This is a genomic window from Pseudonocardia sp. (assembly GCF_050250275.1).
In the GTDB taxonomy this organism is placed as follows: Bacteria; Actinomycetota; Actinomycetes; order Mycobacteriales; family Pseudonocardiaceae; genus Pseudonocardia.
This window is the reverse complement of the sequence record NZ_JBFWOY010000004.1, coordinates 50,569-73,517: the sequence shown is the minus strand read 5'-3', so window position 1 is coordinate 73,517 and position 22,949 is coordinate 50,569. Positions and strand designations below refer to the sequence as shown.

General features: G+C 74.5%; 21 protein-coding genes. 7 read left to right on the top strand and 14 right to left on the bottom strand.

Annotated features, from left to right (window positions below):
- Positions 1–26: 26 nt before the first annotated feature.
- Positions 27–869, bottom strand: a complete 843-nt coding sequence (locus AB7F12_RS05470) for an ABC transporter permease (RefSeq protein WP_428497785.1) — start codon at positions 867–869, stop codon at positions 27–29.
- Complete coding sequence (locus AB7F12_RS05465) at positions 866–1,789, bottom strand: ABC transporter ATP-binding protein (RefSeq protein ID WP_428497786.1); 924 nt, start codon at positions 1,787–1,789, stop codon at positions 866–868. The genes AB7F12_RS05470 and AB7F12_RS05465 overlap by 4 nt, the downstream gene beginning before the upstream one ends.
- Before the next feature lie 164 nt (positions 1,790–1,953).
- Here AB7F12_RS05465 and AB7F12_RS05460 point away from each other — a divergent pair, with 164 nt between their 5' ends.
- The gene (locus AB7F12_RS05460; protein WP_428497787.1) at positions 1,954–2,619 is read left to right on the top strand and encodes an ANTAR domain-containing response regulator; all 666 of its coding nucleotides are present in this window, start codon (positions 1,954–1,956) and stop codon (positions 2,617–2,619) included.
- A 34-nt stretch (positions 2,620–2,653) separates the two neighbouring features.
- A complete protein-coding gene (locus AB7F12_RS05455) occupies positions 2,654–3,562 on the top strand; it encodes a 1,4-dihydroxy-2-naphthoyl-CoA synthase (RefSeq protein ID WP_428497788.1) in 909 nt (302 codons plus the stop codon).
- Between the two features lie 21 nt (positions 3,563–3,583).
- Here the strand turns inward: AB7F12_RS05455 and AB7F12_RS05450 are convergent, their stop codons facing one another.
- Together AB7F12_RS05450 and hrpB are read right to left on the bottom strand one after the other, a co-directional pair.
- Positions 3,584–4,654 (bottom strand): YlbL family protein, encoded by a 1,071-nt coding sequence (locus tag AB7F12_RS05450; RefSeq protein ID WP_428497789.1) that lies wholly within the window; start codon positions 4,652–4,654, stop codon positions 3,584–3,586.
- Between the two features lie 138 nt (positions 4,655–4,792).
- Complete coding sequence (hrpB, locus tag AB7F12_RS05445) at positions 4,793–7,189, bottom strand: ATP-dependent helicase HrpB (protein ID WP_428497790.1); 2,397 nt, start codon at positions 7,187–7,189, stop codon at positions 4,793–4,795.
- Between the two features lie 183 nt (positions 7,190–7,372).
- Between hrpB and menE the strand changes: the two genes are divergently transcribed.
- The 3 genes from menE to AB7F12_RS05430 all read left to right on the top strand — a co-directional run bounded on the left by menE (position 7,373) and on the right by AB7F12_RS05430 (position 10,827).
- On the top strand, positions 7,373–8,512 hold the full coding sequence (gene menE / locus AB7F12_RS05440; RefSeq protein WP_428497791.1) for an o-succinylbenzoate--CoA ligase: 1,140 nt from the start codon (positions 7,373–7,375) through the stop codon (positions 8,510–8,512).
- Between the two features lie 169 nt (positions 8,513–8,681).
- Positions 8,682–9,935, top strand: a complete 1,254-nt coding sequence (locus AB7F12_RS05435; RefSeq protein ID WP_428497792.1) for a hypothetical protein — start codon at positions 8,682–8,684, stop codon at positions 9,933–9,935.
- A 10-nt stretch (positions 9,936–9,945) separates the two neighbouring features.
- Entirely contained in the window at positions 9,946–10,827 is an 882-nt protein-coding gene (locus AB7F12_RS05430; RefSeq protein ID WP_428497793.1) for a 1,4-dihydroxy-2-naphthoate polyprenyltransferase, read from the top strand.
- Here the strand turns inward: AB7F12_RS05430 and AB7F12_RS05425 are convergent.
- Positions 10,783–11,136, bottom strand: coding sequence for a DUF4229 domain-containing protein (locus AB7F12_RS05425; RefSeq protein ID WP_428497794.1), 354 nt, complete (start codon positions 11,134–11,136; stop codon positions 10,783–10,785). The genes AB7F12_RS05430 and AB7F12_RS05425 overlap by 45 nt on opposite strands.
- Before the next feature lie 243 nt (positions 11,137–11,379).
- Here AB7F12_RS05425 and AB7F12_RS05420 point away from each other — a divergent pair, with 243 nt between their 5' ends.
- Together AB7F12_RS05420 and AB7F12_RS05415 are read left to right on the top strand one after the other, a co-directional pair.
- On the top strand, positions 11,380–11,592 hold the full coding sequence (locus tag AB7F12_RS05420) for a BldC family transcriptional regulator (protein WP_147103001.1): 213 nt from the start codon (positions 11,380–11,382) through the stop codon (positions 11,590–11,592).
- Positions 11,593–11,725: 133 nt separating this feature from the next.
- Complete coding sequence (locus AB7F12_RS05415) at positions 11,726–11,968, top strand: hypothetical protein (RefSeq protein ID WP_428497795.1); 243 nt, start codon at positions 11,726–11,728, stop codon at positions 11,966–11,968.
- Positions 11,969–12,022: 54 nt separating this feature from the next.
- Here AB7F12_RS05415 and AB7F12_RS05410 read toward each other — a convergent pair whose 3' ends face one another.
- From AB7F12_RS05410 to AB7F12_RS05370, 9 genes are all read right to left on the bottom strand, one after another.
- On the bottom strand, positions 12,023–13,351 hold the full coding sequence (locus tag AB7F12_RS05410; RefSeq protein ID WP_428497806.1) for a MinD/ParA family ATP-binding protein: 1,329 nt from the start codon (positions 13,349–13,351) through the stop codon (positions 12,023–12,025).
- Between the two features lie 1,773 nt (positions 13,352–15,124).
- A complete protein-coding gene (gene ccsB / locus AB7F12_RS05405; RefSeq protein ID WP_428497796.1) occupies positions 15,125–16,066 on the bottom strand; it encodes a c-type cytochrome biogenesis protein CcsB in 942 nt (313 codons plus the stop codon).
- The gene (resB, locus tag AB7F12_RS05400; protein WP_428497797.1) at positions 16,066–17,784 is read right to left on the bottom strand and encodes a cytochrome c biogenesis protein ResB; all 1,719 of its coding nucleotides are present in this window, start codon (positions 17,782–17,784) and stop codon (positions 16,066–16,068) included. Before resB ends, ccsB begins: the two co-directional genes overlap by 1 nt.
- 13 nt (positions 17,785–17,797) lie before the next feature.
- Positions 17,798–18,583, bottom strand: coding sequence for a cytochrome c biogenesis CcdA family protein (locus AB7F12_RS05395; protein ID WP_428497798.1), 786 nt, complete (start codon positions 18,581–18,583; stop codon positions 17,798–17,800).
- A gap of 83 nt (positions 18,584–18,666) precedes the next feature.
- A complete protein-coding gene (locus AB7F12_RS05390; RefSeq protein WP_428497799.1) occupies positions 18,667–19,260 on the bottom strand; it encodes a TlpA family protein disulfide reductase in 594 nt (197 codons plus the stop codon).
- Complete coding sequence (locus AB7F12_RS05385; RefSeq protein ID WP_428497800.1) at positions 19,257–19,889, bottom strand: histidine phosphatase family protein; 633 nt, start codon at positions 19,887–19,889, stop codon at positions 19,257–19,259. The genes AB7F12_RS05390 and AB7F12_RS05385 overlap by 4 nt, the downstream gene beginning before the upstream one ends.
- On the bottom strand, positions 19,886–21,199 hold the full coding sequence (gene hemL / locus AB7F12_RS05380; RefSeq protein ID WP_428497801.1) for a glutamate-1-semialdehyde 2,1-aminomutase: 1,314 nt from the start codon (positions 21,197–21,199) through the stop codon (positions 19,886–19,888). The genes AB7F12_RS05385 and hemL overlap by 4 nt, the downstream gene beginning before the upstream one ends.
- A 52-nt stretch (positions 21,200–21,251) precedes the next feature.
- Positions 21,252–22,241 (bottom strand): hypothetical protein, encoded by a 990-nt coding sequence (locus tag AB7F12_RS05375; RefSeq protein WP_428497802.1) that lies wholly within the window; start codon positions 22,239–22,241, stop codon positions 21,252–21,254.
- Between the two features lie 94 nt (positions 22,242–22,335).
- Positions 22,336–22,890: a DUF4282 domain-containing protein gene (locus AB7F12_RS05370; RefSeq protein WP_428516340.1), complete on the bottom strand. Its 555-nt coding sequence runs from the start codon at positions 22,888–22,890 to the stop codon at positions 22,336–22,338.
- Positions 22,891–22,949: the final 59 nt, after the last annotated feature.

The following is a 22,949-nucleotide window of genomic DNA, read 5'->3' as shown; positions in this document are numbered from 1 at the left end:
GTGGACGGTGTCGTCGCCGGTGCCGGTCACACCCGTTGCAACGCCTGCTGACGACGTTCGGCGACCGCGGCCCCGGACTCCCGCCGGGCCATGCGCCGCAACAGGACGGGCCCGAGGACGAACCCGATGACGGCCCAGGCGGCGAGCACGCCGATGGTGAGGGGGGTGTTCCAGGTGCCGCCGAACTCGAGCGCGGCGGCCTCCGCGGGCAGGAACACCGAGCGCATGCCGAGGCCGAGCCAGTACAGCGGGAAGATCTGGACGAGCCATTGGACCCAGTCCCAGAGCACGGTGATCGGGTAGAAGAGGCCGGAGATCGAGGCGAGGCCGGTGATGCCGAAGAAGCCGAGCCCGCCGATGACGCGAGGGCTGCGCACTACGGACCCGACGAGGACGCCGAGGGGCACGCAGGCCATGAGCCCCAACAGGATGTAGCCGAGGAGGCCGAGCCACATCGTGGCGTCGCCGAGAGGGACGCCGGGCACGATGAACAGGCCGGGGACGAGGACGATGGCGACGGCGGCGGCGACGTCGAGCACGGCGACGGTGAGCAGCCCGACGACGTAGGCGGCGGTGCCGCGCGGGATGGCCTTGGCGCGCAGCAGGGTCCCGTCCTCGCGCTCGGCGGCGAGGTAGTAGGCGGTGCCCATGACGGAGAAGATGACGAGCATCGCCAGCATGCCGGGCAGCAGGGAGACACCGAGGGAGATGTCGGTGCCGGGGATGGTGGCGTTGCGGAAGATCAGCAGGAACACCAGGGGCAGCGCGTTCCAGATGATGGTGTTGGCGAGGCCTTCGCGGGTGGTGTTGACGCTGCGCCAGGTGACCCACCCGCGGGCGAGCCCGAGCCGCGCGGGCTGGACGTTCACGACGCCACCGCGTGCTCGCGGGTGGCGGAGTCGTCCTCGTGACGCCTGATCATCTCCATGTAGGTGTCCTCCAGCGAGGTGCGCCGGACCTCCAGGTCGACGACGGCTGCGCCGTCGGGGCCGGTGAGCAGGTCGCGGACGAAGTCGGTGGCGTCGTCGGTGGGGTGCACGAACTTCTCCTCGCCGACGCGCCAGCGCACCTCGGCGCGGCCGGCGACCTGGCGGGCAAGTGCCTCGGCGGTGCCGTCGGCGACGATGCGGCCGCCGGCGAGGATGAGGATGCGGTCGGCCAGGATCTCGGCCTCGGCGAGGTCGTGGGTGGTGAGCAGGACGGTCGTGGCGTCGTCGTCGACGAGGCGGTGCACGAGCTCGTGGAACTCGCGGCGGGCGTGGGGGTCGAACCCGGCGGTGGGTTCGTCGAGGAACAGCAGGCTGGGCCGGCCGACGATGCCGATGGCCACGTCGAGCCGGCGTCGCTGCCCACCGGACAGGGCGCCGACGCGGGTGTTCGCGCTGGCGGTGAGCCCGACCGTCGCGATGAGGTCGTCGACGGGGTGGGGCCGCGGGTGGGTCGCGGTCGAGTAGGGCGCGTAGTAGGCGCCGAGGTGGGCGAGGAGCTCGCGGACCCGCCAGGTGGCGTGGTCGCGCCACGACTGCAGGACGACGCCGAGCTCGGCGCGCCAGTGCTCGTCGCCGCGTTCGGGGTCGGCGCCGAGGACCTCGACCTCGCCGGCGGACCGGGTGCGGAAGCCTTCGAGGATCTCGATCGTGGTGGTCTTGCCGGCCCCGTTGGGCCCGAGGAGGGCCACGACCTCGCCGCGCCGGATCTCGAGGTCGACACCGCGCAGCACCTCGTGCTTGCCGTAGCTCATGCGCAGGTCACGTACCCGGATCGCGGGTCCCGTCGACGTCGCTGTCATGCTTCCGACCGTAGCAGGACTACTACGAACTTCCCGACATTTCGGACGGCCACCGGGAGCAGTCGACCGGCCCGCCGACGGCGCTTGATAACGTCTTCCGGCGCAGGTCCAGCAGCGAGGCCCGCGGTCCGAACCATCAGACCGAGCCCGCTGGACAGGTGCCCATGCCCGACGACCTCGATCTGTCACGTCCGATCGAGGCACTGAGCCGATCCCGAGTCGCCGACCACGTCGGCCGGTTCCGGCTCGACCTCTCCACCGGCGCCTGCTCGTGGCCCGTGGCCCCCACCGGCCCCGCGCGCGACGTCGACCCGGTCGCACTCCTCACCGCCCGTGACGACGGCAGCATGCCGCTGCTCGACGTCGCCACCACCGGCACCCCGGCCGCCGCCGTGTTCCGCACGGGTGCCGACGCGACGGCCCGGACACTGCTCGTCGTCGTCGAACCCGAACCCGAGCCCGTCGACGGCTCCTCGACCGCGGTCGCCGGCACCGTCGTCGACCTCGGCCCCGCACCGCGCAACGGTGCGCCGACCGACGAGGACCTGCGCGCCCGCATCGACCAGCTCGAGTCCGCGCTGCGGAGCCGGCCGGTGATCGAGCAGGCCAAAGGCATGCTCATGCAGAACCACCGGTGCACCGAGGACGTCGCGTTCCGGCTGCTCATCGGCATTTCGCAGGCCGTCAACCGCAAGCTGCGCGACATCGCCGCGGAGCTCGTCGACTCGTTGTCGGCCGGCCGGCCGATCCCCGAGGACACGGCGCGGGCGCTGGCCACCGAGCGGATGCAGGCGGCGCGCCGTGACGGCGACGCCGCGCCCCGGCGATGAGCACCGGCGGCGGCCCGCCGTAGGGTCGGGAGCCGTGAGCGACGCCGTCTCCGAGCTGTTCGATCCCGAGGCCTGGACGGCCGTCCCGGGATTCGACTTCACCGACATCACCTACCACCGCGCCGTGTCCACCGGGGCGGTGCGGATCGCGTTCGACCGGCCGGAGGTGCGCAACGCGTTCCGCCCGCACACGGTCGACGAGCTGTACACCGCGCTCGACCACGCGCGGCAGACCTCCGACGTCGGCTGCGTGCTGCTCACCGGCAACGGCCCGTCCCCGCGCGACGGCGGCCGGGCGTTCTGCTCCGGTGGCGACCAGCGCATCCGTGGCCGCAGCGGCTACCAGTACGCCTCCGGGGAGACGGCCGAGACCGTCGACCGGGGCCGCGCGGGCCGGTTGCACATCCTCGAGTGCCAGCGGCTGATCCGGTTCATGCCCAAGGTCGTCATCGCTGTGGTGAACGGCTGGGCGGCGGGCGGCGGCCACTCCCTGCACGCCGTCGCCGATCTGACGCTGGCCAGCGAGGAGCACGCCCGCTTCAAGCAGACCGACGCCGACGTGGGCTCCTTCGACGGCGGCTACGGCTCGGCGTACCTGGCCCGCCAGGTGGGCCAGAAGTTCGCCCGCGAGATCTTCTTCCTCGGCCAGCCCTACACCGCGCAGCAGATGCACGAGATGGGCGCGGTGAACCGTGTCGTGCCGCACGCCGACCTGGAGAAGGTCGCCCTGGAGTGGGCGACGCTGGTCAACGGCAAGTCCCCGCAGGCGCAGCGGATGCTCAAGTACGCGTTCAACCTCGCCGACGACGGGCTCGTCGGCCAGCAGCTGTTCGCCGGTGAGGCGACGCGGATGGCGTACATGACCGACGAGGCGGTCGAGGGCCGGGACTCGTTCCTGGAGAAGCGCGAGCCCGACTGGTCGCCCTACCCCTGGCACTACTGACCCGCGGGCACGGCCCCAGCCTCAGCAGGTCGGGGCCGTGCCGCCGGTGCGGATCGTGTCGAGGTCGGCGACGGCGTCGGCGAGCGTCTCGACCTCGACCAGCGTGATGCCCTCCGGGGCCGAGCCGCGGGCCTCCACGCAGTTGGCCGCCGGGACGAGGAAGACGGTGGCGCCGGCCTCCTTGGCCGCATAGAGCTTGTGCGAGATGCCCGCGATGCCCATGACCTGCCCGGTCGCCTGGATCGCGCCCGTCCCGGCGACGAACGCGCCGCCGGTCAGCTCCCCCGGGGTGAGCCGGTCGACGACCGCCAGGGAGAACATCAGTCCCGCCGACGGTCCGCCGACGCCGCTGAGCGAGATGGTGATCTTCTCGTCGGCGGCCGGGCGGGCGACGGGGGCGATCCCGAGCCCGCCCTGCCCGTTACCGAGGTCGATGAGGGTGACGGTGACGGACTGCACCGGGCCGTCGCCACGGGTCGTCTCCACCGGGATCCGGCTGCCGGGGGCGGCGCCGTCGAGGGCGGCGCGGATGTCGCTGATCCGGCCGATCTGCCTGCCCTGTACCGAGACGATGCGGTCGCCGGGGCGCAGGACGGGGTTGACGGGCAGGCCCTGGATGTCGGGGCCGACGACGACCTGCGCGGGCACGTCGAGGTAGGTCAGCGCCGCCGAGACGGCGGAGCTCTCGGAGTCGGCGAAGTCGGCGTCGTTCTTGGCGTCGACCTGCTGCTGGGACTGCCCGGGCGGGAAGATCGCGCTACGGGGCACGACCTGCAGCTGGGGGTCGAGCCAGGCGCGCAGGACCTGGAACGTCGTGAGGCCGTCGGTGACCGACACCGTGGTCATGTTGAGGTGACCCGACGTCGGGTAGGTGGGCAGGCCGGTGACGTCGACGACCGGTCGGCCGTCCTGGGTGTCGAGGGTGTTGAACGTGGGCCCGGGGCCGAGCGTGACCATGGGGACGGGCACGGTGGCGGCGAGGACGCAGACCGCGAGCAGCCCGACGGCGACCAGGACGAGCCGGACGGTGCCGGGTGGGGGGCGGCGGCGGGGGCGCGGGGGCGCGCCGGCCTCGTCGGTCGTCTCCGTCACCGGAGGCCGCCGCGGTGGACCGTCGTGGTGTGACCGTGCACGTGCGAACTCCCTGGGTGCATGCGTTCCGACGGCGCCCCCGACCGCCTGATCACCACGGACGATACGACGCGTTCCTGTGCGTGCTCGCGCGCGGCCTCACTGCCGCCGGCGGGTGCCGCGCGACGGGGTGGCGGTGAGAGGGTCCGCGGGCCAGTCGTGCTTGGGGTAGCGGCCGCGCAGTTCCGCGCGGACACCGCTGTAGCCGTTGGCCCAGAACGACGCCAGGTCGGCGGTCACCGCGGCGGGACGACCGGCCGGGGACAGCAGGTGCAGCAGGACCGGCAGGCGCCCGCCCGCGACGGTGGGGCTCGCGGTCCAGCCGAGCACCTCCTGGAGCTTGACGGCGAGGACGGGCTGGTCGCCGGACCAGTCGAGGGTGATCTTCGAGCCGGTGGGCACCTCGAGACGTTCGGGTGCGAGCTCGTCGAGGCGGTAGGAGACCGAGGGGTCGAGCAGCCCGCGCACGATCTGGGCGGCGTCGACCCTGCCGAGGTCGGCGCGGCGGCGGGCCCGGTCGAGCGGGCCGGTCCACCAGCGGTCGGGGTCGTCGAGCAGCGCGGCGTCGGAGACGTCGGGCCACGGCTCGCCCAGTACGCGGTGCAGGGTGGCGACGCGGTCGCGCAGCGCCCGGGCGTGCGCGGTCCAGCGCAGCAGCGCGAGCCCCTCGGCGCGCAGCCCGTCGAGGAGCGCGGCGCGGACGGCGGCCGGGTCGGGGTCGTGCAGGGGGCGTTCGTCGAGGACGATCGCGCCGAGCCGGCGGACGCGGCGGGCGCGGACGTCGCCGTCGGCCCAGGCGATCTCGTCGTCGTCGGCGAGCAGCGGCGCGCCGACCCGTTCGGCGAGCGCGCGGTCGGCGACGGCGGCGAGCCGGACCCGCCCGTGCTGCGCGCCGGGGGTGCGGTCGGCGACGGCGACGGCGAGCCACTCGTGGTCGGCGAGCCCGCCCGGCGCCTCGACCGCGGTGCCTCCCGCCATGAGGAAGACACCACCTCCCGCGACGCGTCGCCGGGCGAGCCGTTCCGGGTGGGCGAGGGCGACGACCTCCGCCGCGCCCGCACCGGTTCCGGGCACGGCGGGGACGAGTCGTTCGAGGCGACGCACCTCCGCCCGCCCACGGCCCGACCGCAGGGCGCGCAGGGCGTCGTCGACGTCCGTCCCGGTCGCGAGGGTGTCGTCGTCGAGGAGGGCGACGGTCTCGGCCGCGAGCCGGGTGCCGGCGGCGGGGGCGCCGTCGAGCAGGGCGCGGGCCAGGCGCGGGTGCAGCCCGAGCCCGGCCATGGCGCGGCCGCGGGCGGTGACGGAACCGGAGCCGTCGACGGCCCCGAGCGCCCGCAGGACGGCGCGACCGGCGGCGAGCGGGCCCTCGGGGGGCGGGTCCCACCAGGTCAGGCCCGAGCCGTCGGGGGTGCCCCAGTCCGCGAGGTCGAGGGCGAGGCGGGTGAGGTCGGCGGTACGGATCTCCGGCTCGGGGAAGCGGTTCAGCAGCTCCGCAGCGGGCCAGCAGCGCACGGCCCGGCCCGGCGCCTCGCGTCCGGCACGGCCCGACCGCTGCTCGGCGACGGCCGCCGACACCCGCACGGTGACCAGTCCTGCGAGGCCGCGGCGGTGGTCGACGCGCGGCACCCGGGCCAGCCCGGCGTCGACGACCGCGCGCACCCCCGGAACGGTGAGGCTGGACTCGGCGACGGCCGTCGCCAGTACGACGCGCCGGCGCGGGCCCGGGGTGAGCGCGCGGTCCTGCTCCGCGGCGGGGAGCCGTCCGTGCAGGGCCAGGACGTCGGCGTCGATCCCGTCGAGTGCCGCGGCGGTCCGCCGGATCTCCGCGACGCCGGGCAGGAACGCGAGCACGTCGCCGTCGGCGGGCAGCCCGCGGACGGCGCGCGCGACGCACGCCTCGATCCGCTCCCCGCGCACCGGTGGGACGTGGGAGACCTCGACCGGGAAGGTGCGCGCCTGCACCGACCGCACCGGCGCGCCACCCAGCACCTCGGCCAGCCGTGTCGCGGCCACGGTGGCCGACGTCGCGAGCAGCCGCAGGTCGGGTCGCAGCCCGGCGCGGGCGTCGAGCAGCAGGGCCAGCAGCAGGTCGGCGTCGAGGTGCCGTTCGTGGCACTCGTCGAGCACGACGGTCGTGACGCCCGCGAGCTCGGGGGCGCCGGCGAGGCGGCGCAGCAGCAGCCCCGACGTCACGACCTCGATCCGGGTCTGCGCCGACACCCGGCGGTCCCCGCGCACCGAGTAGCCCACCGTGGCGCCGACCTGCTCGCCCAGCAGCGACGCCATCCGGGCGGCCGCCGCGCGGGTGGCGAGGCGGCGGGGTTCGGCGACCACGACCCGGCCGCCGGTCGCCGCCGCGAGCGCGAGGGGGACGAGCGTCGTCTTGCCGGTTCCCGGAGGGGCGACGAGCACGGCGGTGCCGTGCGCGGCGAGGGTGGCGACGACGTCGTCGAGGTGGTCGCGCACGGGGAGGTCGGGCAGTCGGGGCAGGCGCATCGGCACGAAGTCTGCCCCCCGCCCGCGGACGTGACGTGAGAGCGCCCGGACCACGCTGACGACACGCTCGCGTTCGGGGGCCGCGGCCGAGCGTGTGACGAGCGTTCCCGGACCGCGCCGATCACACGCCCGCGGTGCGCGTGACACCCTGGCGAGGCACGGCACGCCCGATCGGAGAGACCCATGCGCACCGTTCCCGTCGACGGCTCCCCCGCGTCCGTCGCCGCCCTCGCCGACGCGCTCGCCGCGGCGCTCGACGGGACCGGCCCCGCGGTGCGCCCCGTCGCCGCCGACGCCCCACCCACCCCCGGGCCCACCGGCGAGCTGCCCGCCGGTGCGGCCGTCGTGGTGTCGACGTCGGGGTCCACGGGCGAGCCCAAGCACGTCGTGCTCACCGCCGCCGCGCTCACGGCGTCGGCCCGCGCCACCGAGGCCCGGCTGGGCGGACCGGGCCGCTGGGTCCTGCCGCTGCCCGCCGAGCACGTCGCCGGTGTGCAGGTGATCGTGCGGGCGCTGCTCGCGGGGGCACCGCCGGAGGTCCAGGACGTCCGCGACGGCTTCCGCCCCGCCGGGTTCGCCCGCACGACCGCCCGCTTGCCCCGCGACGCCCGCTGGTACACGAGCCTCGTCCCGACGCAGCTGCTGCGGATCCTGCAGCACGGCAACGCTGCCCTGCAGGCCCTGCGCGGGTGTGCGGCGGTGCTCGTCGGCGGCGCCGCGCTCGATCCGGCGCTGCGCGAGCGGGCCCTCGACGCGGGCGTCCACGTCGTCACCACCTACGGCATGAGCGAGACCGCGGGCGGCTGCGTCTACGACGGCGTCCCGCTCGACGGCGTCACCGTCGACATCGACGACGACGGACGCATCCTGCTCGGCGGCCCCACGGTCGCCGCCGGCTACCTCGGCGACCCCGCCGCGACCGCTGCCGCCTTCACCGGTGGCCGGTTCCGCACCGGCGACCTCGGCCGGCTCGACGCCGCCAGGCTGACCGTCCTGGGCCGGGCCGACGACGTCGTGGTCACCGGTGGGGAGAAGGTCGCGCCGGCCGCGGTCGAGCGGGTGCTGTCCGCCCAGCCCGGCGTCACCGGCGTGTGTGTGGTCGGGGTGCCCGACGCCGAGTGGGGCGCGGTCGTGGCGGCGGTGGTCGTGGCCGACGAGGCCTTCCGGCGCGACCGGGCGACAGCCGCCGTCCGGGCCGAGCTCGGCCGGGCCGCGGTCCCCCACCGCTGGCTCACCGTCGACGAGATCCCTTTGCGCGGCATCGGTAAACCCGACCGGGACGAGGTCCGACGACTCCTCAGCGCGACCACGGCCGCCGAGTAGCCCTCCCCGATCCGGTGATGATCGCGGCCACACCTTCGGTGGTCGTCACTCTCCGTCGGTTGACCTGGTTCCGTTCATCCGGTCTGCTTCGCGTCAGACGGCACATGCACACCGGCCGTCACACCAGTCACACGGCTGACACGCGTCAGCGGGGTCGGGGGGACGTCGAATGCGAACGGGACTGCGGGCTGCACTGCTGGCCACCGTGACGGCGGCACTCGTCGCCGGAACCGTGACCCCGGCGGTCGCGGCCGAGCCGGGAACCGGCGGCGCCTCCTGGACCGCGGACCTGACGACCGGTGACGCCGCCGGCGTCGACACCGACTCCGGCGCCGTGACCCTCGACACCGACGCCGCCCCCGAGGCCCCCCGTGACGCCCGGGCCCCGCGCGGGGCCGAGGGCGGCGCCGACGCCGCATCCACCGGCTACCTGACGCTCGGGCCCCGCACCCTGTCCCGGCCCACCGACCAGGTCGACTCCACCCTCGACGCCGACGTGCCACCCGGCAGCGACGTCACCGTCGACGTCCGCGGTCGCAGCGCCAACGGCGGCTGGACCGAGTGGGTCCCCAGCACCGCGAGCTCGCCGACCCGGAGCACCGCACAGCTCCCGGAGACGACGTCGGTCGTGCAGAGCCGGCTCGTCCTCACCGGCGCGCCCGGCGCCGAACCGGTCGTCGACGGCCTGCGCCAGGACGCCCGCCCCACAGCGGTGCCGGAGGGCGAGGAGGACGCCACCACCGAGACCGCGCCCCTGCGCTACAGCGTCTTCGCCACCCGTGAGGGCCTCGTCGGCGGCACGACCGCCAACGGCCACGTCATCGTCGAGCGCGACAAGTTCGTCGCCCTGCCCTCGCGGCGCGCCCTCTCCCCCCGCAACACCAACGACTACTCGGTGAAGGTCTGTGCCTCCAACGGCCGCTGCTCCTTCGCCCCCGTCTGGGACGTCGGGCCCTGGAACACCCGCGACGACTACTGGAACCCGGGCAACATCCGCCAGAACTGGGCCGACCTGCCGCAGGGCGTCCCCCAGGCGCAGGCCGCCTACCGCGACGGCTACAACGGTGGCAACGACCAGTTCGGCCGCAAGGCCCTCAACCCGGCCGGCATCGACCTCGCCGACGGCGTCTTCTGGGACGACCTGGGGCTCAAGGACAACGCGACCGTGACCGTCGACTACCTGTGGACCGGCTCGACGAAGCTGTCGAACGTCGACACCAGCGCCGCAGGCGACGCCGGAGCCGTACCGGTCCGCTCCGGTCCCAGCGACGACGCCGCCGTCGTGGGCGGGGCCGCCCACGGTGCCGCCGTGCCGATCATGTGCATCACCGGGGCCTGGCTGCAGATCGGCCTGGGCCAGTACCTGCCCGTCGGCGCGGTCCCGGGGGCCACGGCTGCGAGCACCTGCACCCCCGCCGGATAGATTCGACGACGTGGCCACAGCGGCGCAATGGATCGAGGGAGCCCGTCCGCGGACCCTCCCCACAGCGATCTCCCCCGTCCTTGTCGGAACCGGTGCCGCGCTCGGCTCGGGCGTCGTCACACCGTGGCGGGCGATGCTCGCCCTCGTGGTGTCGGTGAGCCTCGTCATCGCGGTGAACTACGCCAACGACTACTCCGACGGCATCCGCGGCACCGACGACGACCGCGTCGGCCCGCTACGGCTCGTCGGGTCGAAGGCCGCGGCACCCGCCCAGGTGAAGCGGGCCGCGTTCGTCGGGTTCGGCGTCGCCGCGGTCGCCGGGCTGGCGCTCGTCGCGATCAGCGGGCAGTGGTGGCTGCTGGCCGTCGGCGCGGTCTGCATCCTCGGCGCCTGGTTCTACACCGGCGGGAAGCGGCCCTACGGCTACGCAGGACTCGGTGAGATCGCCGTGTTCCTGTTCTTCGGCCCGGTCGCCGTCCTCGGCACCGTGCTCACGCAGAGCGGGACGCCCAGCCCGCTGGCGATCGTCGCGACGGTCGGCGTCGGCCTGCTCACGTGCGCGGTGCTCGTCGCCAACAACCTGCGCGACATCCCCACCGACGCCCGCACCGGCAAGCGCACCCTCGCCGTCGCGCTCGGCGACGCCGATACGCGCAAGCTCTACGCCGGGCTGATCCTCGTCCCGCTCGTGCTCTCGGTCGGCGCCGGAACCCGCAGCTGGCCGATGTTCCTGGGCCTGCTCGCCGCGCCGCTGGCCGTGCCGCCGGTGCGCCGGGTGCTGCAGGGCGCCGACGGCCGCAAGCTCGTCAAGGTCCTGCAGGAGACGGGCGTGGTACTGCTCGTCTGGTCAGTCGCGACGGCCGTCGGTCTCGCCCTGGGGCGCATCGTCTGAGGTCCCCGCCGCGGGCTCCCCGTCGCCACGCAGGTGGGCGCGGACGTCGGCGCGCCGGACACGTGCGGCCTCGACCGCCGCGTCGAGCCGCAGGCGCAGCCCCCGGAAGAGCACCATCGACAGCGGCAGCGCCACCACGAGACCGATGAGCAACGACAGCAGGATCGGGACACCGGCGAGGCTCAGCAGGGCCGCGACGACGGCGACGACAGCGATTCTCGCCACAGCGTAAAGAGCGATGGTGCTCGCGAGGCCGGGACCGTCGCCCGGGGCGCCGGCCTCCGGCGGCGTGGGCGCGGGGGTGGACATGCCGCGAGCCTACGACGCGCGCCGGCAGCCCGTTCGACCCAGCACTGACCTGCGCAAACGTGGCGCTCCCTGGCCCGGGAACTCCCGGACGTCCCCGTACGTTGATCGATCGGCTCCTTGACGAGGTCGGGCACCGACGTCCGAATAGTCCTTTAAGAGCCCTTTACCTCCCGAGAACCGTTCGAGTACCCGGTATCCCAGGTGTCACGATGGCCCGGTAATCGACGAATGTGGGAGGTACGAATGTCCACCCCGGCCCAGAACCAGAGCGAGCGCCTGCTGACGCCCGGCGAGGTAGCGACCCTGTTCCGTGTCGACCCGAAGACCGTGACGCGTTGGGCGTCCGCCGGTCGGATCGGCTCGATCCGCACCCCCGGCGGCCACCGCCGCTTCCGCGAGTCCGAGGTCCGCGGCATGCTGGCCGACCTCACCAGTGAGGCGACCATCCCGCACTGAGCCACTGTCCGACCGGCCGTGCGAGGCGACGCCCGACAGCGCGTCGCTTCGCACGGCCGGTCGCCCGGTCACCTCACACGATTCTCACGAGGTCCTCGCGTGTCCTCCGCTAGTCTCGTGGGAGGAGGTGGTGGTGGTGCTGGTCTTTCTCGTCGCGTTCGTCGGCGCCGCGGTGATTGCGCTGCTGATGTGGCGAGCGATGAACACCGAACGAACATCGGACCGCACCGGGGTACCCGGCCCGGCCCGGTCCGCGCCCGTCCGTCCGCCGCAGCGCCGAGCCACCGGCCCCGACGACGACCCCGACTTCCTCCGCCAGCTCGACGAGACCGTCAAGCGTCGCGAGGACCCGCCCCGGGGCGACCAGCAGCCCTGACGCCCGTCGTCCCCGTTCCACGACCGGGACCCCGTCCGCGCGCCCTGGCGCGACCTACGACGGGAACCCGTCCGCGACCGACGCCGCCAGCTCCAGCAGCGCCAACCGCGTCTGCGGCTGCAGCCGGTCGAGGTCGATCTCCGCGCCCTCCTCCAGGTGCCCGTCGAACGGAATGCGCACCACGGCCCGGCAGCGCAGCGCGAAGTGCTCCGCCACCCGGTCGAGGTCCACGCCGCCCGACGAACGGTGCACACAGTTGATCACCGCAACGGCGTTGGCCACCAGATCGGTGTGCCCGTGCGCGTCCAGCCAGTCCATCGTCGCCGACGCACTGCGCGCCCCGTCGATCGAACCCGACGACACGATGATCAGCTGGTCGGCCATCCCCAGCACCCCGTACATCGCCGAGTGCATCAGCCCGGTGCCGCAGTCGGTGAGGACGATGTTGTAGAAGTGCTCCAGCAGGTTCACCGTGCGGCGGTAGTCGTCCTCGCTGAACGCCTCCGACACCGCCGGGTCCTGCTCGCTGGCCAGCACCTCCAGCCGCGACGTCCCCTGTGACGTGTACGCCCGCACATCGGTGTAGCGCCGCACCCGCTGCGCGTCCCGCAGCAGGTGGCGCACCGTCGCCGTCGTCTCCAGCGGAATCTTCTGGCTCAACGTGCCACGGTCCGGGTTCGCGTCGACCGCCACGACACGGTCGCCGCGCAGCGACGCGAACGTCGCGCCCAACGTCGCCGTGACCGTCGTCTTGCCCACGCCACCCTTGAGGCTGAGCATCGCGATCTTGTAGCAGCCCAGCAACGGCTGGTTCACCCGTGCCGTGAGCTCACGGCGGCGGACGTCGAGCGGGCTCTCCCCCGGGTTGATCAACTTCCCGGACAACACATAGACGGCACGCCGCCACCCCGACTGCGGCGGCCGCTTGCTCGGGCGCAACAACCGCGCCGACGACAGGTCGCCACCCCCCAGGTCCACCTGCTGACCGGTGCGGGCACGCTGCGCCTCCTGGGCCGCGACGGCGCCGGGCTCGGTCCAGCCGACCGGACGACGGGGGTTGTCCTCCCGCGGCGGTCGCGGCCACGACGGAGGTGGCGGCGGGGGCGGCCAGGACTGCTCGACGCGCGACCCGCCGGTCCGCGGATCCGGTCGTGGCGGGGTCTGCGGGCCCGGCCGGCGCCCGGCCGGCCCGTCGGCGGGCTCGGCGGGACGTACCCCGTTCGGCGGGGTGGCCGCCGACGCCCTCCCGGCGGTGTCCGGGGGCGCGACAGCTCCGGCGGTGTCCGGGGCGTGCGCGGCAGCTGCGTCCGCGGCGTTCGTCGCGGCACCGGCGGCGTCCGGGGCGTTCGTCGCGGCCCCGGCGGCGTCCGGGGCGTTCGTCACGGCGCCGGTGGTTGCGGCGCCGCGGGGCGGGGTGAGTGGGTGCCGGCGGGCGGCGCCGCCGGGCATGTCCTCCCCCGCCGCACGGCGGCCGCCGCGGGCCGGGGTGTCGTCGCGGCGTGGCTCGGTGCGCGGGACACCTGGTGCGGGGGTGTCGGCGGGGCGGCGCACCGGTGCGGCCCCTGACGGTGCAGCCGACGTCCCTGCGGCGGCCGGCTGCGCACCCTCGCGGGTCGGCTCGGCCGGTCCGCCCGGCCCCGAACCGGTCCTGTCGGCGCCGGACGTGTCGGCGTCCGGCTGGTCGGCGGGCTGCGGGGCGGACCGGGTCGACCACGCCGCAGCGGCGCGCTGCGCGGCTGTGGCCTGGGCGGCTGCGGCCTGCTCGACGGTGGCCTGCGCGGCGGTCGGCGGCCCGGGCGGGGCTTCGGCGGCCGCGTCCACGGACCGTTCGTCCTCGACCGGCCCGGCTCCCGCAGCGGCGGGACCGACGGCCCCGGGACCGGTGGCGCCCGCGCCGGCGCGGCGCCCACCGGGCGACTCGGGGCGCTGACCGTCCGCCGCCGGGCCGCCTGCTCCGGAGGGGCGGCCCGCGTCGTCGGTCACCCGGCGACCGACGGCCCGGGCCACGGCGGCGTCGACCGCCGGATCGTCCCCGCGGCGCACGGGATCGCGGCTCGCGCCCCCACCGTCCCGGGCGGTTGCGTCGTCCGCGGCCGTGCGCGCCGCATCGGCGACCCGCTCCTCGTCGGGCGACCGGGCCGGTTCGGCGGGTCCGCTGCCGGTCGGCCGGGGGGTCGTCGTCGAACTCCGGTCGGGTGTCGTGCCGCCGAACGTGCGGGAGGTGCGGGTGTCGCCCTCGGGCAGCGCGGAGGCCGGCGGACGGCGGGTCGCGGCGAGCCGTGCGGCCTCGGCGGCGCGGCGGGCAGCCGCGACCCTGGCCGCAGCGGCGTCCCGGTCGGTCCCGGCGTGCGTCGGCGCGGCCCGGACGTGTGACGCGGTTCCCGCGCCGGCCGTGGGTGCGGCGTCGTCGGCACGTGGTGCGGTCCGGTCGGCGCCCCAGCGGTCGGCTGCCCGGTCGGTGCGCGACCGGTCGGCGGCCGAGGCCCTGGTCCCGCCCCACCGTGCGGCCGGAGGGTCCTGCTCCGCCGTGTCGGCCGACCCGCCGCCGGGCCGGACCGCGGGCAGGCCCTGCCCTGGCGTCACCGGGTCGATCTCGGACTCGAGGTCGTCGTCGGGGTGGTCGGGGATCGCGCTGCCCCAGGTTCCCTGCGGGGTGGGGTCGGGCCGCGGCGCCTCCGTCGCGGCAGGGCCGTCGACCGCACGCCCACCGGCCGAACGCGGCGCGTCGGCCGGCCGTGGCGCCGTGACCGGGACCGGGGCCTCGGACGAACGCTGCGGCTCCGACGCGCGCACCGCCCCGGACGGACGCAGGCCGTCCCCCGGGCCCCGACCGTCGACCGGACCCCGACCGTCCGCCGGGCGCACGGCGTCGGCCGGGCGCCGGGCGTCGACGGGGACGCGGGCGTCGGGCGGGCCCGGCTCGTCGGCAGCGCGCCGCGCCTCACCCGGGCGGGGTTCCTCGACCGGCTGGTCCTCGGCCGGCGCCTCGCCGTCGGCATCGTGGTGCGCCGCATCGGCCGCGCCGGAGAGCTTTCCCCAGCGCTCCTGGACGTAGCGGCCCACGGAACCGTCCGGGAAGTCCGACGCAGCCTTGCTCACGTGCACCGACGGTAGTCGCGCGTGCCGCCCTGGTCGAGGTGACGTCGAGGGACGTGCTCAGCTCAGCCCGGCATACGAGTGAAGCCCGGCCACGACCATGTTGATGAAGAAGAGGTTGAAGACGATGGTCGCGAAGCCGACGACGTTGATCCAGGGGGCGCCGGTGGAGCGCCAGCCCGACGTGGCACGGGCGTGCAGGTACGCGGCGTAGACGACCCAGGCCACGAAGGCGACGGTCTCCTTGGGGTCCCAGCCCCAGAACCGGCCCCAGGCCGACTCGGCCCAGATGGCACCGGCGATGACGGCGAAGGTGTAGATGGGGAAGGCGACGACGGTCACCCGGTAGGCGAGCCGGTCGAGATCGTCGGCGCTGGGCAGGTTGACCGACACCCTCCCGGTCTTCCCGGCCTTGACCAGCAGGTACAGGATGCTGGCCACACCGGCCACCATGAGCAGGCCGGACGCGATCGTGACGGTGGTCACGTGGATGGCGAGCCAGTACGACTGCAGGGCAGGGACGACGGGCGCGGCGTTGGCGTAGAGGACGGTCCCGCCGAGGAACATCAGGATCAGCATCGGCGCGAGCACGAAGGCGCCGACGGGCCGCAGCAGGGGCGACCGGCGCAGCACGACGAGCCAGCAGACGACCGCGGCCAGGCAGATGGCCGAGGTGAACTCGTACATGTTGCCCAGCGGCCAGCGCTCGGTGGCGATGCCGCGCAGCACGATCGCGCCCACGTGCAGCAGCAGCCCGACGATCGTGACGGCGACGCCCATGCGGCCGCACTTGTCCGACCGGGTGCGGACGGTACGGGCGGGCGGCTCCTCCGGGGCGGTCTCGACCGCGTCACCGCTCGTCGCCACCAGGGCCTTGGCCCGCAGGGGGGTGCGGGAGCCGACGAACTCGAACGCGTGCAGGAACATCGCCAGCACGTACACGGCGACGGCCCCGATGTAGAGGTCGTCGCTGTACGCGGCGAGGACCGGGTCGATGGGCATCAGGTGTCTCCCCTGTCGGTGGGGCCGGTCGGATCGCCTGTTCCCGGCGTTCCGGACGATGGTGACTGGTGGATCGGGTCCGTCGGCTCCGGCGGCGTGTGCTCCTCGCCGAGGATCGCGGCGCGGAGCCGGTCGAACTCCTCGCCGTAGCCGGCCTGGTCGGTGCGGGCGAGGCCGCCGAGGCGGACCTCGGTGCGGCCGTCGCCCGCCGGGACGAGCCGCACCCAGAAGCGGCGGCGCTTCACCGCGAGCGAGGTCCCGAGGCCCGCGAGCAGCAGGATCGCGAAGACGAGCACGGTCTCCTGGCCGGGGTCGTGGCTGACCTGCAGCGAGACCCACGGGAGGACGTCGTCGAAGCGGACCTGGGTGCCGTCGTCGAGGGTGACGGACTCGCCGGGCAGCAGGTTGGCGCGGGCGACGCGGGTGAGGGCGCCGGAGTCGACCTGGGCCTGGTCGACGCTGAAGATCGACTGGCCGCGGCCGTCGTCGAGACCGAGGTCGCCGCGCAGCACGTCGACGGCGACCTGCGGGTCGTGCAGGTCCGGGTACACCGAGGTGATGATCTGCCCGCCGGAGCTGGTGGGGGCGAACAGCCCGGTGACGGCGATCTGGCTGTTCTGGCGCTGGGTGGGGTCGGTGACGCCGGGGCGTTCGAACTTCGTGGCGCCCTCGGAGAGCATCGTCGCCATGTCGACGGGCCGCCACTGGATCTGGCCGGTGCGCTGCTGACCGTCGGGCCAGGTGACGGTGAAGCGCGGCGCGTAGCCGTGGCCGAGCAGGTAGACGCGGGCGCCGTCGAGGCGCAGCGGGTGGTTGACCTGCAGCTCGTAGGAGCTCCAGCGGGTGGTGTCGCCGGCCTCGACGTCCGCGGCCGTCTGGTACCCGAGCTGCGCGCGGAAGGAGTCGGGCTGCCCGTTGGGCAGGTACTCGGCGGAGAAGTCGTCGACGCGCACGCAGAACGGCTCGAGCTGGGTGCCGTCGACGCGCAGCCCGGCGCGGAACGAGTCGTAGCCCAGGATCGAGGAGTTGCAGAACTGGCCGCCGCCGGACAGGACGATGACCTGCCCCTCGTAGCCGAACAGCTTGCCCATGGCGAGACCGACGAGCAGGCCGACGAGGCTGAGGTGGAACACCAGGTTCCCGGCCTCGCGCAGCCTGCCCTTCTCGGCCGACACGGTGCGCACGCCGCCCGGCTCCTCGCGGTCGGCACGTTGCCAGGCGCGGAACCTGTTGCCGCCCAGCAGGGCACGAACGCGCGCGAGGACGGCGTCGGCGTCCTCGTCGACGACCCCTGCGGCGTGGTGGGGCAGCCGGGCGAGGTTGCGGGGGGTGGCGACGGGGTCGCTGCGCATGGCGCGCACGAAGTCGAGGTTGCGGGGCACGAGGCAGCCGATGAGCGAGATCATCAGCAGCAGGTAGATGGCGGCGAACCACGGTGTGGCGAAGACGTCGAAGAAGCCGCCCTTGTCCAGGATCGGCGCCAGCGTCGGGTAGTCGGTGAAGTACTGGTCGACGAGCTGCTGGTTGAGCGAGCGCTGCGGCAGCAGCGCACCGGGCAGGGCGGCCAGTGCCAGTAGGAACAGCAGGACGAGCGCCGTGCGCATGCTGGTGAGGCCGCGCCAGGTGTTGCGCAGGAAGGCGATGACGCGCCGCGGCACGGACGGGCGGGCGGGCGGCGCGCCCCCTGCGACGGGGGCCTGCGGCGGCGCGGTGGTCATCACAGCCGGCCCGTCACAGCGCCGGGGTGAAGCCGGCGACGGCGGTCTGCAGGCCGACCAGCAGCCCGTTCCACACGCCGGACAGCAGCAGGATCCCGACGACCACGAGCAGCGCCCCACCGGCGATCTGGATGCCGCGGGTGTGGCGGCGCAGCCAGCCCAGGGCCCGCACGGCCGACGACGCGCCCAACGCGATCAGCACGAACGGGAGCCCGAGCCCGGCGCAATAGGCGAGGGTGAGGACGATGCCGCGCAGCGACCCGCCCCCGGTACCGGCCGCGACCGCGACGACCCCGGCCAGTGTCGGGCCCACGCAGGGCACCCAGCCGAGCCCGAAGACCGCGCCGAGCAGCGGCGCGCCCCAGATACCGGCACGCGGCACCCAGTGGACGCGGCGTTCGCGTTGCAGGACCGGCACGAGCCCGACGAACGCGAGCCCCATGACGATCATGACGATGCCGCCGATGCGTTGCAGCAGCTCCATGTTGCGCACGAGCGCGTCGGACAGCCAGACGACCCCGACGAGGATCGCGCCGAACACGACCGTGAAGCCGGCGACGAACAGCGTCGCGGCGCCGGCGACGCGCCACCTGCCGCGGCGGCGTCCGCGGCGGTCACCGGCGTCGGCGGAGGTGGTGTCGGGGGTGTCGGCGCCGACGAGGCCCGCGAGATAGGCGAGGTAGCCGGGGACCAGCGGGACGACGCACGGGGAGGCGAAGCTGACCGCTCCGGCGAGCACGGCGACCACCGCTGCGACCAGCAGCGGTCCCGATATCGCGAGCGCGGTCGATGCGTCCATCACCGATCAGGGTATGTCTGCGGCCGCCCGGCTCCCCCACCGGGTTCTACAGCGTGTAGTGCGTGTGTGGTGGAGCCCACCGCTCAGGCCCGGGGCTCGGCGGCGACGCGCATGAGCAGCGGGATCAGGTCGCTGGGCTGGACGCGCGTCAGGAACACCGCGGCGACGCGGTGCTGCCGGTCGAGCACGATCGTCGACGGCACCGTGTTGCGCGGGTAACCCGACAGCGCGGCCAGCGTCCGGCCGGGCGGATCGAAGATCGACTGGTACTTCAGGCCGCGGTCGCGGACGAAGTCGGTCGCGGCGGCGCGGTCGTCACGCACGTCGATGCCCAGCATGTCGACCCCCTGGCCGGACGTCTGCTCGAGCGCGAACTCCAGGTCGGGCGCCTCCGCGCGGCACGGCCCGCACCACGACCCCCAGATGTTGACGACGAGGACCTTGCCCGCGTAGTCGTCGGTGCCGATCGTCGTGCCCGGCGCGAGCAGGCTCTCCCCGCTCAGCGCGGGCAGCGGGGCGCGGGACGACGGCGGATCGTACAGGATCGTCGTCCTGCCGCCGGGAGCGACGAACTGGAACTCCTGACCGGTCACGACCGCGTCCTTGCCGGTGGTGCCGCAGGCCGCGACGACGAGCACCGCGAGCAGGGCCGCGAGCGCGGGGAACAGGCGTCTCATGCGCCGGTCACGGTGGGGTCGCTGGACCCGGCGGGCTCGCTGTAGCGCAGGGCGGTGAGCTCGGACCCGGTGAACTCCAGCGTCGTCAGCGACGCCAGCGCGCACTGGCGGCGGCGCGGGTCGTGCCAGAGCCGCTGACCCAGCAGGTAGCGGCGCAGCGTCCAGATCGGCAGCTGGTGGGAGACGCAGACCGCCTCGCGGCCGCCGGCGAGCTCCCGGGCGCGGTGCGCGGCACCGAGCATGCGGTGCGCGATGCGCAGGTACGGCTCGCCCCACGAGGGTGTGAACGGGTCGCGCATCAGCGGCCAGTTCGCAGGCCGGCGCAGCGCCCCGTCGCCCACCCCGAACCTCGTGCCCTCGAACCGGTTCTCCGACTCGATCAGCCCGTCCTCGGTGACGATCTCCACGCCGTGCGCGGCGGCGATCGGCGCGGCCGTCTCCTGCGCGCGCAGCAGCGGGGACGCCACGACGACCGCGACGTCGTTGTCCACCAACGTCTTCGCGACGGTCTCCGCCTGCGCGCGCCCCCGCTCGGACAGGTGGTAGCCGGGCAGGCGCCCGTAGAGGATGCCCTCCGGGTTGTGCACCTCGCCGTGGCGCAGCATGTGGACGAGCGTGCGCGTGCTCATGCAGCAGCCGCCGCGGCCGCAGCCGCCGGGAGGGCATCGGCGACGACCGCGAACGCGTCGTCGTCGAGCGCGGCGGACACGAACCAGGCCTCGAACGCGCTCGGCGGGGCGTACACGCCGCGTTCGAGCAGCGCGTGGAAGAACGGCGCGAACCGGTGGGTCTGCGCAGCCTTCGCCGTCGCGTAGTCGACCACGCGGTCCTCGCTGAAGAACACCGACAGCAGGTTGCCCGCGAACTGCACGCGATGGGCGACACCCGCGGCGGTCAGCGCGTCACCGATCAGGCCACCCAGCCGCTGGGCGTTGGCGTCGAGCGCGCGGTAGACCCCGGCGTCGGCCAGCCGCAGCGTCGCGAGGCCCGCGGCGACGGCGACGGGGTTACCCGACAACGTCCCCGCCTGGTAGACCGGCCCGGCCGGGGCGAGGTAGGACATGTGCTCGCGCGACCCGCCGAACGCCGCCGCCGGCAGCCCGCCCGACATGACCTTGCCGAACGTGTACAGGTCGCCCGCGACTCCGTCGAGGCCGTGCCAGCCCGACGGGCTCACCCGGAACCCGGTCATGACCTCGTCCATGATCAGCAGCGCGCCGTGCTCACGGGTCACCGCGCGCAGGCCCGCGTTGAACCCCTCGACGGGCGCGACCGCGCCCATGTTGCCCGCCGCCGGCTCGGTGATCACACACGCGATCTCGGCCCCGCGGGCGGCGAACACCTCGCGGACGGCCTCGATGTCGTTGTAGGGCACGACGATCGTGTCGGCCGCCTGCGCACCGGTGACGCCCGGACTCGTCGGCAGCCCCAGCGTCGCCACACCCGAGCCCGCCTCGGCCAGCAGCGCGTCCACGTGGCCGTGGTAGCACCCCGCGAACTTGACGACGGCCGCGCGCCCCGTGATGCCGCGGGCCAGCCGGATGGCGCTCATCGTCGCCTCGGTGCCGGAGTTCACCAGGCGCACCTGCTCCACCGGCCCGACGCGACCGATGATCTCCTCGGCCAGCTCGATCTCGGCGGGCGTGGGCGCCCCGAACGACAGCCCGCTCGCCGCGGCGGCCTGCACCGCCTCGACGACCTGCGGGTGCGCGTGCCCCAGGATCATCGGCCCCCACGACGACACGAGGTCGACGTAGCGGTTGCCGTCGGCGTCGGTCAGCCAGGGACCCTGGGCGGACACCATGAACCGCGGGGTGCCGCCCACGGCGTTGAACGCCCGCACCGGCGAGTTGACCCCGCCGGGGATGGCTGCTCCCGCCCGCTCGAACAAGCGGGCCGAGACATCGGAGACCTGGGCGGGGTGCGTCGACGAACTCACGACCCCCAGTCTGGCAGCCGCCCGCACATGGTGCGGGCGGCGCCTCCCGGAATCACTTCCGCCGTGACCGGTACCACGCCGACGCGTTGCCGACGTACAGCAGGATCACGCCGACGATCGCGAGCACGATCGGGCCGAAACCGATCAGCAGCGACACGGGATCCGACGAGATGCTGAGGCTGACGTTCTGGTTGCCGGCCGTCAGGAACAGCACGGCCAGCCCCCCGATGACGATCAGCGCATACAGCACCACGAGCGCGGTGATCGTGACCCGGCCTCCGCTCCTCCCGAGGAAGGCGGCCACCGACAGCGCGATGTGGATCAGGGCGAGCACGATGAACACGACGCCGACGATCATCGCGATCTGGGCGAGGTTGACACCGGCCTGCTGCAGCCGCGCGAGGTCGTCGGTCGACAACGCCGACGTGACCCTGCCGCTCGCGAGCGCGACGACCACCCCGCCCGCGAGGTAGGGCAGCGCGCTGACGACCAGCAGGATCATCCCGATCAGGACCGGCACGGGCCGCTTCACGTCGCGGGCGGGCTCGTCGCCCCCGGCGCCGTAGCCGGGTCCGGCGTCGGCGTACGGGTTGTAGACGTTGTAGCCCGGCTGCTGGCCGTACTGCTGGCCGTACTGAGCCGGCTGGCCGTACTGGGGCTGCTGCCCGTACTGCGGCGGCTGGCCGTACTGCGGCGGCTGGCCGTACTGGGGCTGCTGGCCGTACTGGGGCTGCTGCCCGTACTGGGGCTGCTCGCCGTACTGCGGCGGCTGGCCGTACTGCGGTTGCTCGCCGTACTGCGGCTGTCCGTACTGGGGCTGGCCGCCGTACTGCTGCTGGCCGTACTGCTGCTGGTCCCAGCCGCCGCCCGCCGCGTGCCGGGCCTCGTCGTAGGTCGGGCCCGGGGCGGGGCGGTCGTCCTCGGCCCGGTCCTTCTGCATGTCGACACCCGGATCGGCGCCCTGCTGGTCGCGCTGACGCTGATAGCTGCCCGGGAGGTAGCCCGTCGGCTTGTCCTCGCCGCGGTCGGGCGGAGTGCTCACCTGGACCACCGTATGGCCGACCCGCAACGCTGTCCACGAGCCCCCCGCCCCGGACGCGGCCGGGGCGGGGTCGCGGACGCCGACCGGCGCCGGGTCACGGCCAGCGGCGGTGGTGGATGTCCTCGGACATGCGGACCACCGCGTAGTAGAACTCCAGCGTCACCCGGAACAGGATCAGGTAGAACAGCGCGACCACGGCGCCCACCACCAGGGCGAGGATGCCGCCCAGTGCGCCGTTGCCGATGAAGCCGGTGACGATCGCCGCCAGCCAGCCCAGGCCGATCACCACCATGCCGATGATGTACAGCACCTTCACCACGACCGGCGTCGCGAAGAAGTTGAAGTCGAAGTCGAAGAGGGCGCCGAAGAAGTTCTTGCCCGGCGGCAGCCCCGCCGACGGACCGGCCGGACCACCAGGGCCGCCCGGACCACCAGGGCCCCCGTACCCGGGCGGCGGGCCGCCGTAGCCGGGAGGCGGGCCCGCGGGCGGGCCGTAGCCGGGAGGGCCCGCAGGCGGCTGCTGGGCCTGCTGGCCCCAGTCCGGTGCCGCGTTGTACTGGGTGGGCTGGTCCTGCCAGCTCCCCGCCGGGTCCTGCGGCTGCTGAGGCTGCTGGCCCTGGTTCTCCGGGTTGCCCGGGTCCTGGCTCATGTCGCTCCGATCGCAGACGGTTGGTGATCAGGGCGGATCATGCCGGGATCGGGAGGCCG

Coding starts and splice junctions, on each gene's coding strand:
- AB7F12_RS05465 (WP_428497786.1), bottom strand. CDS start 1,789: ATGACAGCGACGTCGACGGGACCCGCGATCCGGGTACGTGACCTGCGC.
- AB7F12_RS05460 (WP_428497787.1), top strand. CDS start 1,954: ATGCCCGACGACCTCGATCTGTCACGTCCGATCGAGGCACTGAGCCGA.
- hrpB (WP_428497790.1), bottom strand. CDS start 7,189: ATGCGCCTGCCCCGACTGCCCGACCTCCCCGTGCGCGACCACCTCGAC.
- menE (WP_428497791.1), top strand. CDS start 7,373: ATGCGCACCGTTCCCGTCGACGGCTCCCCCGCGTCCGTCGCCGCCCTC.
- AB7F12_RS05435 (WP_428497792.1), top strand. CDS start 8,682: ATGCGAACGGGACTGCGGGCTGCACTGCTGGCCACCGTGACGGCGGCA.
- AB7F12_RS05425 (WP_428497794.1), bottom strand. CDS start 11,136: ATGTCCACCCCCGCGCCCACGCCGCCGGAGGCCGGCGCCCCGGGCGAC.
- AB7F12_RS05420 (WP_147103001.1), top strand. CDS start 11,380: ATGTCCACCCCGGCCCAGAACCAGAGCGAGCGCCTGCTGACGCCCGGC.
- ccsB (WP_428497796.1), bottom strand. CDS start 16,066: ATGCCCATCGACCCGGTCCTCGCCGCGTACAGCGACGACCTCTACATC.
- resB (WP_428497797.1), bottom strand. CDS start 17,784: ATGACCACCGCGCCGCCGCAGGCCCCCGTCGCAGGGGGCGCGCCGCCC.
- AB7F12_RS05395 (WP_428497798.1), bottom strand. CDS start 18,583: ATGGACGCATCGACCGCGCTCGCGATATCGGGACCGCTGCTGGTCGCA.
- AB7F12_RS05390 (WP_428497799.1), bottom strand. CDS start 19,260: ATGAGACGCCTGTTCCCCGCGCTCGCGGCCCTGCTCGCGGTGCTCGTC.
- AB7F12_RS05385 (WP_428497800.1), bottom strand. CDS start 19,889: ATGAGCACGCGCACGCTCGTCCACATGCTGCGCCACGGCGAGGTGCAC.
- AB7F12_RS05370 (WP_428516340.1), bottom strand. CDS start 22,890: ATGAGCCAGGACCCGGGCAACCCGGAGAACCAGGGCCAGCAGCCTCAG.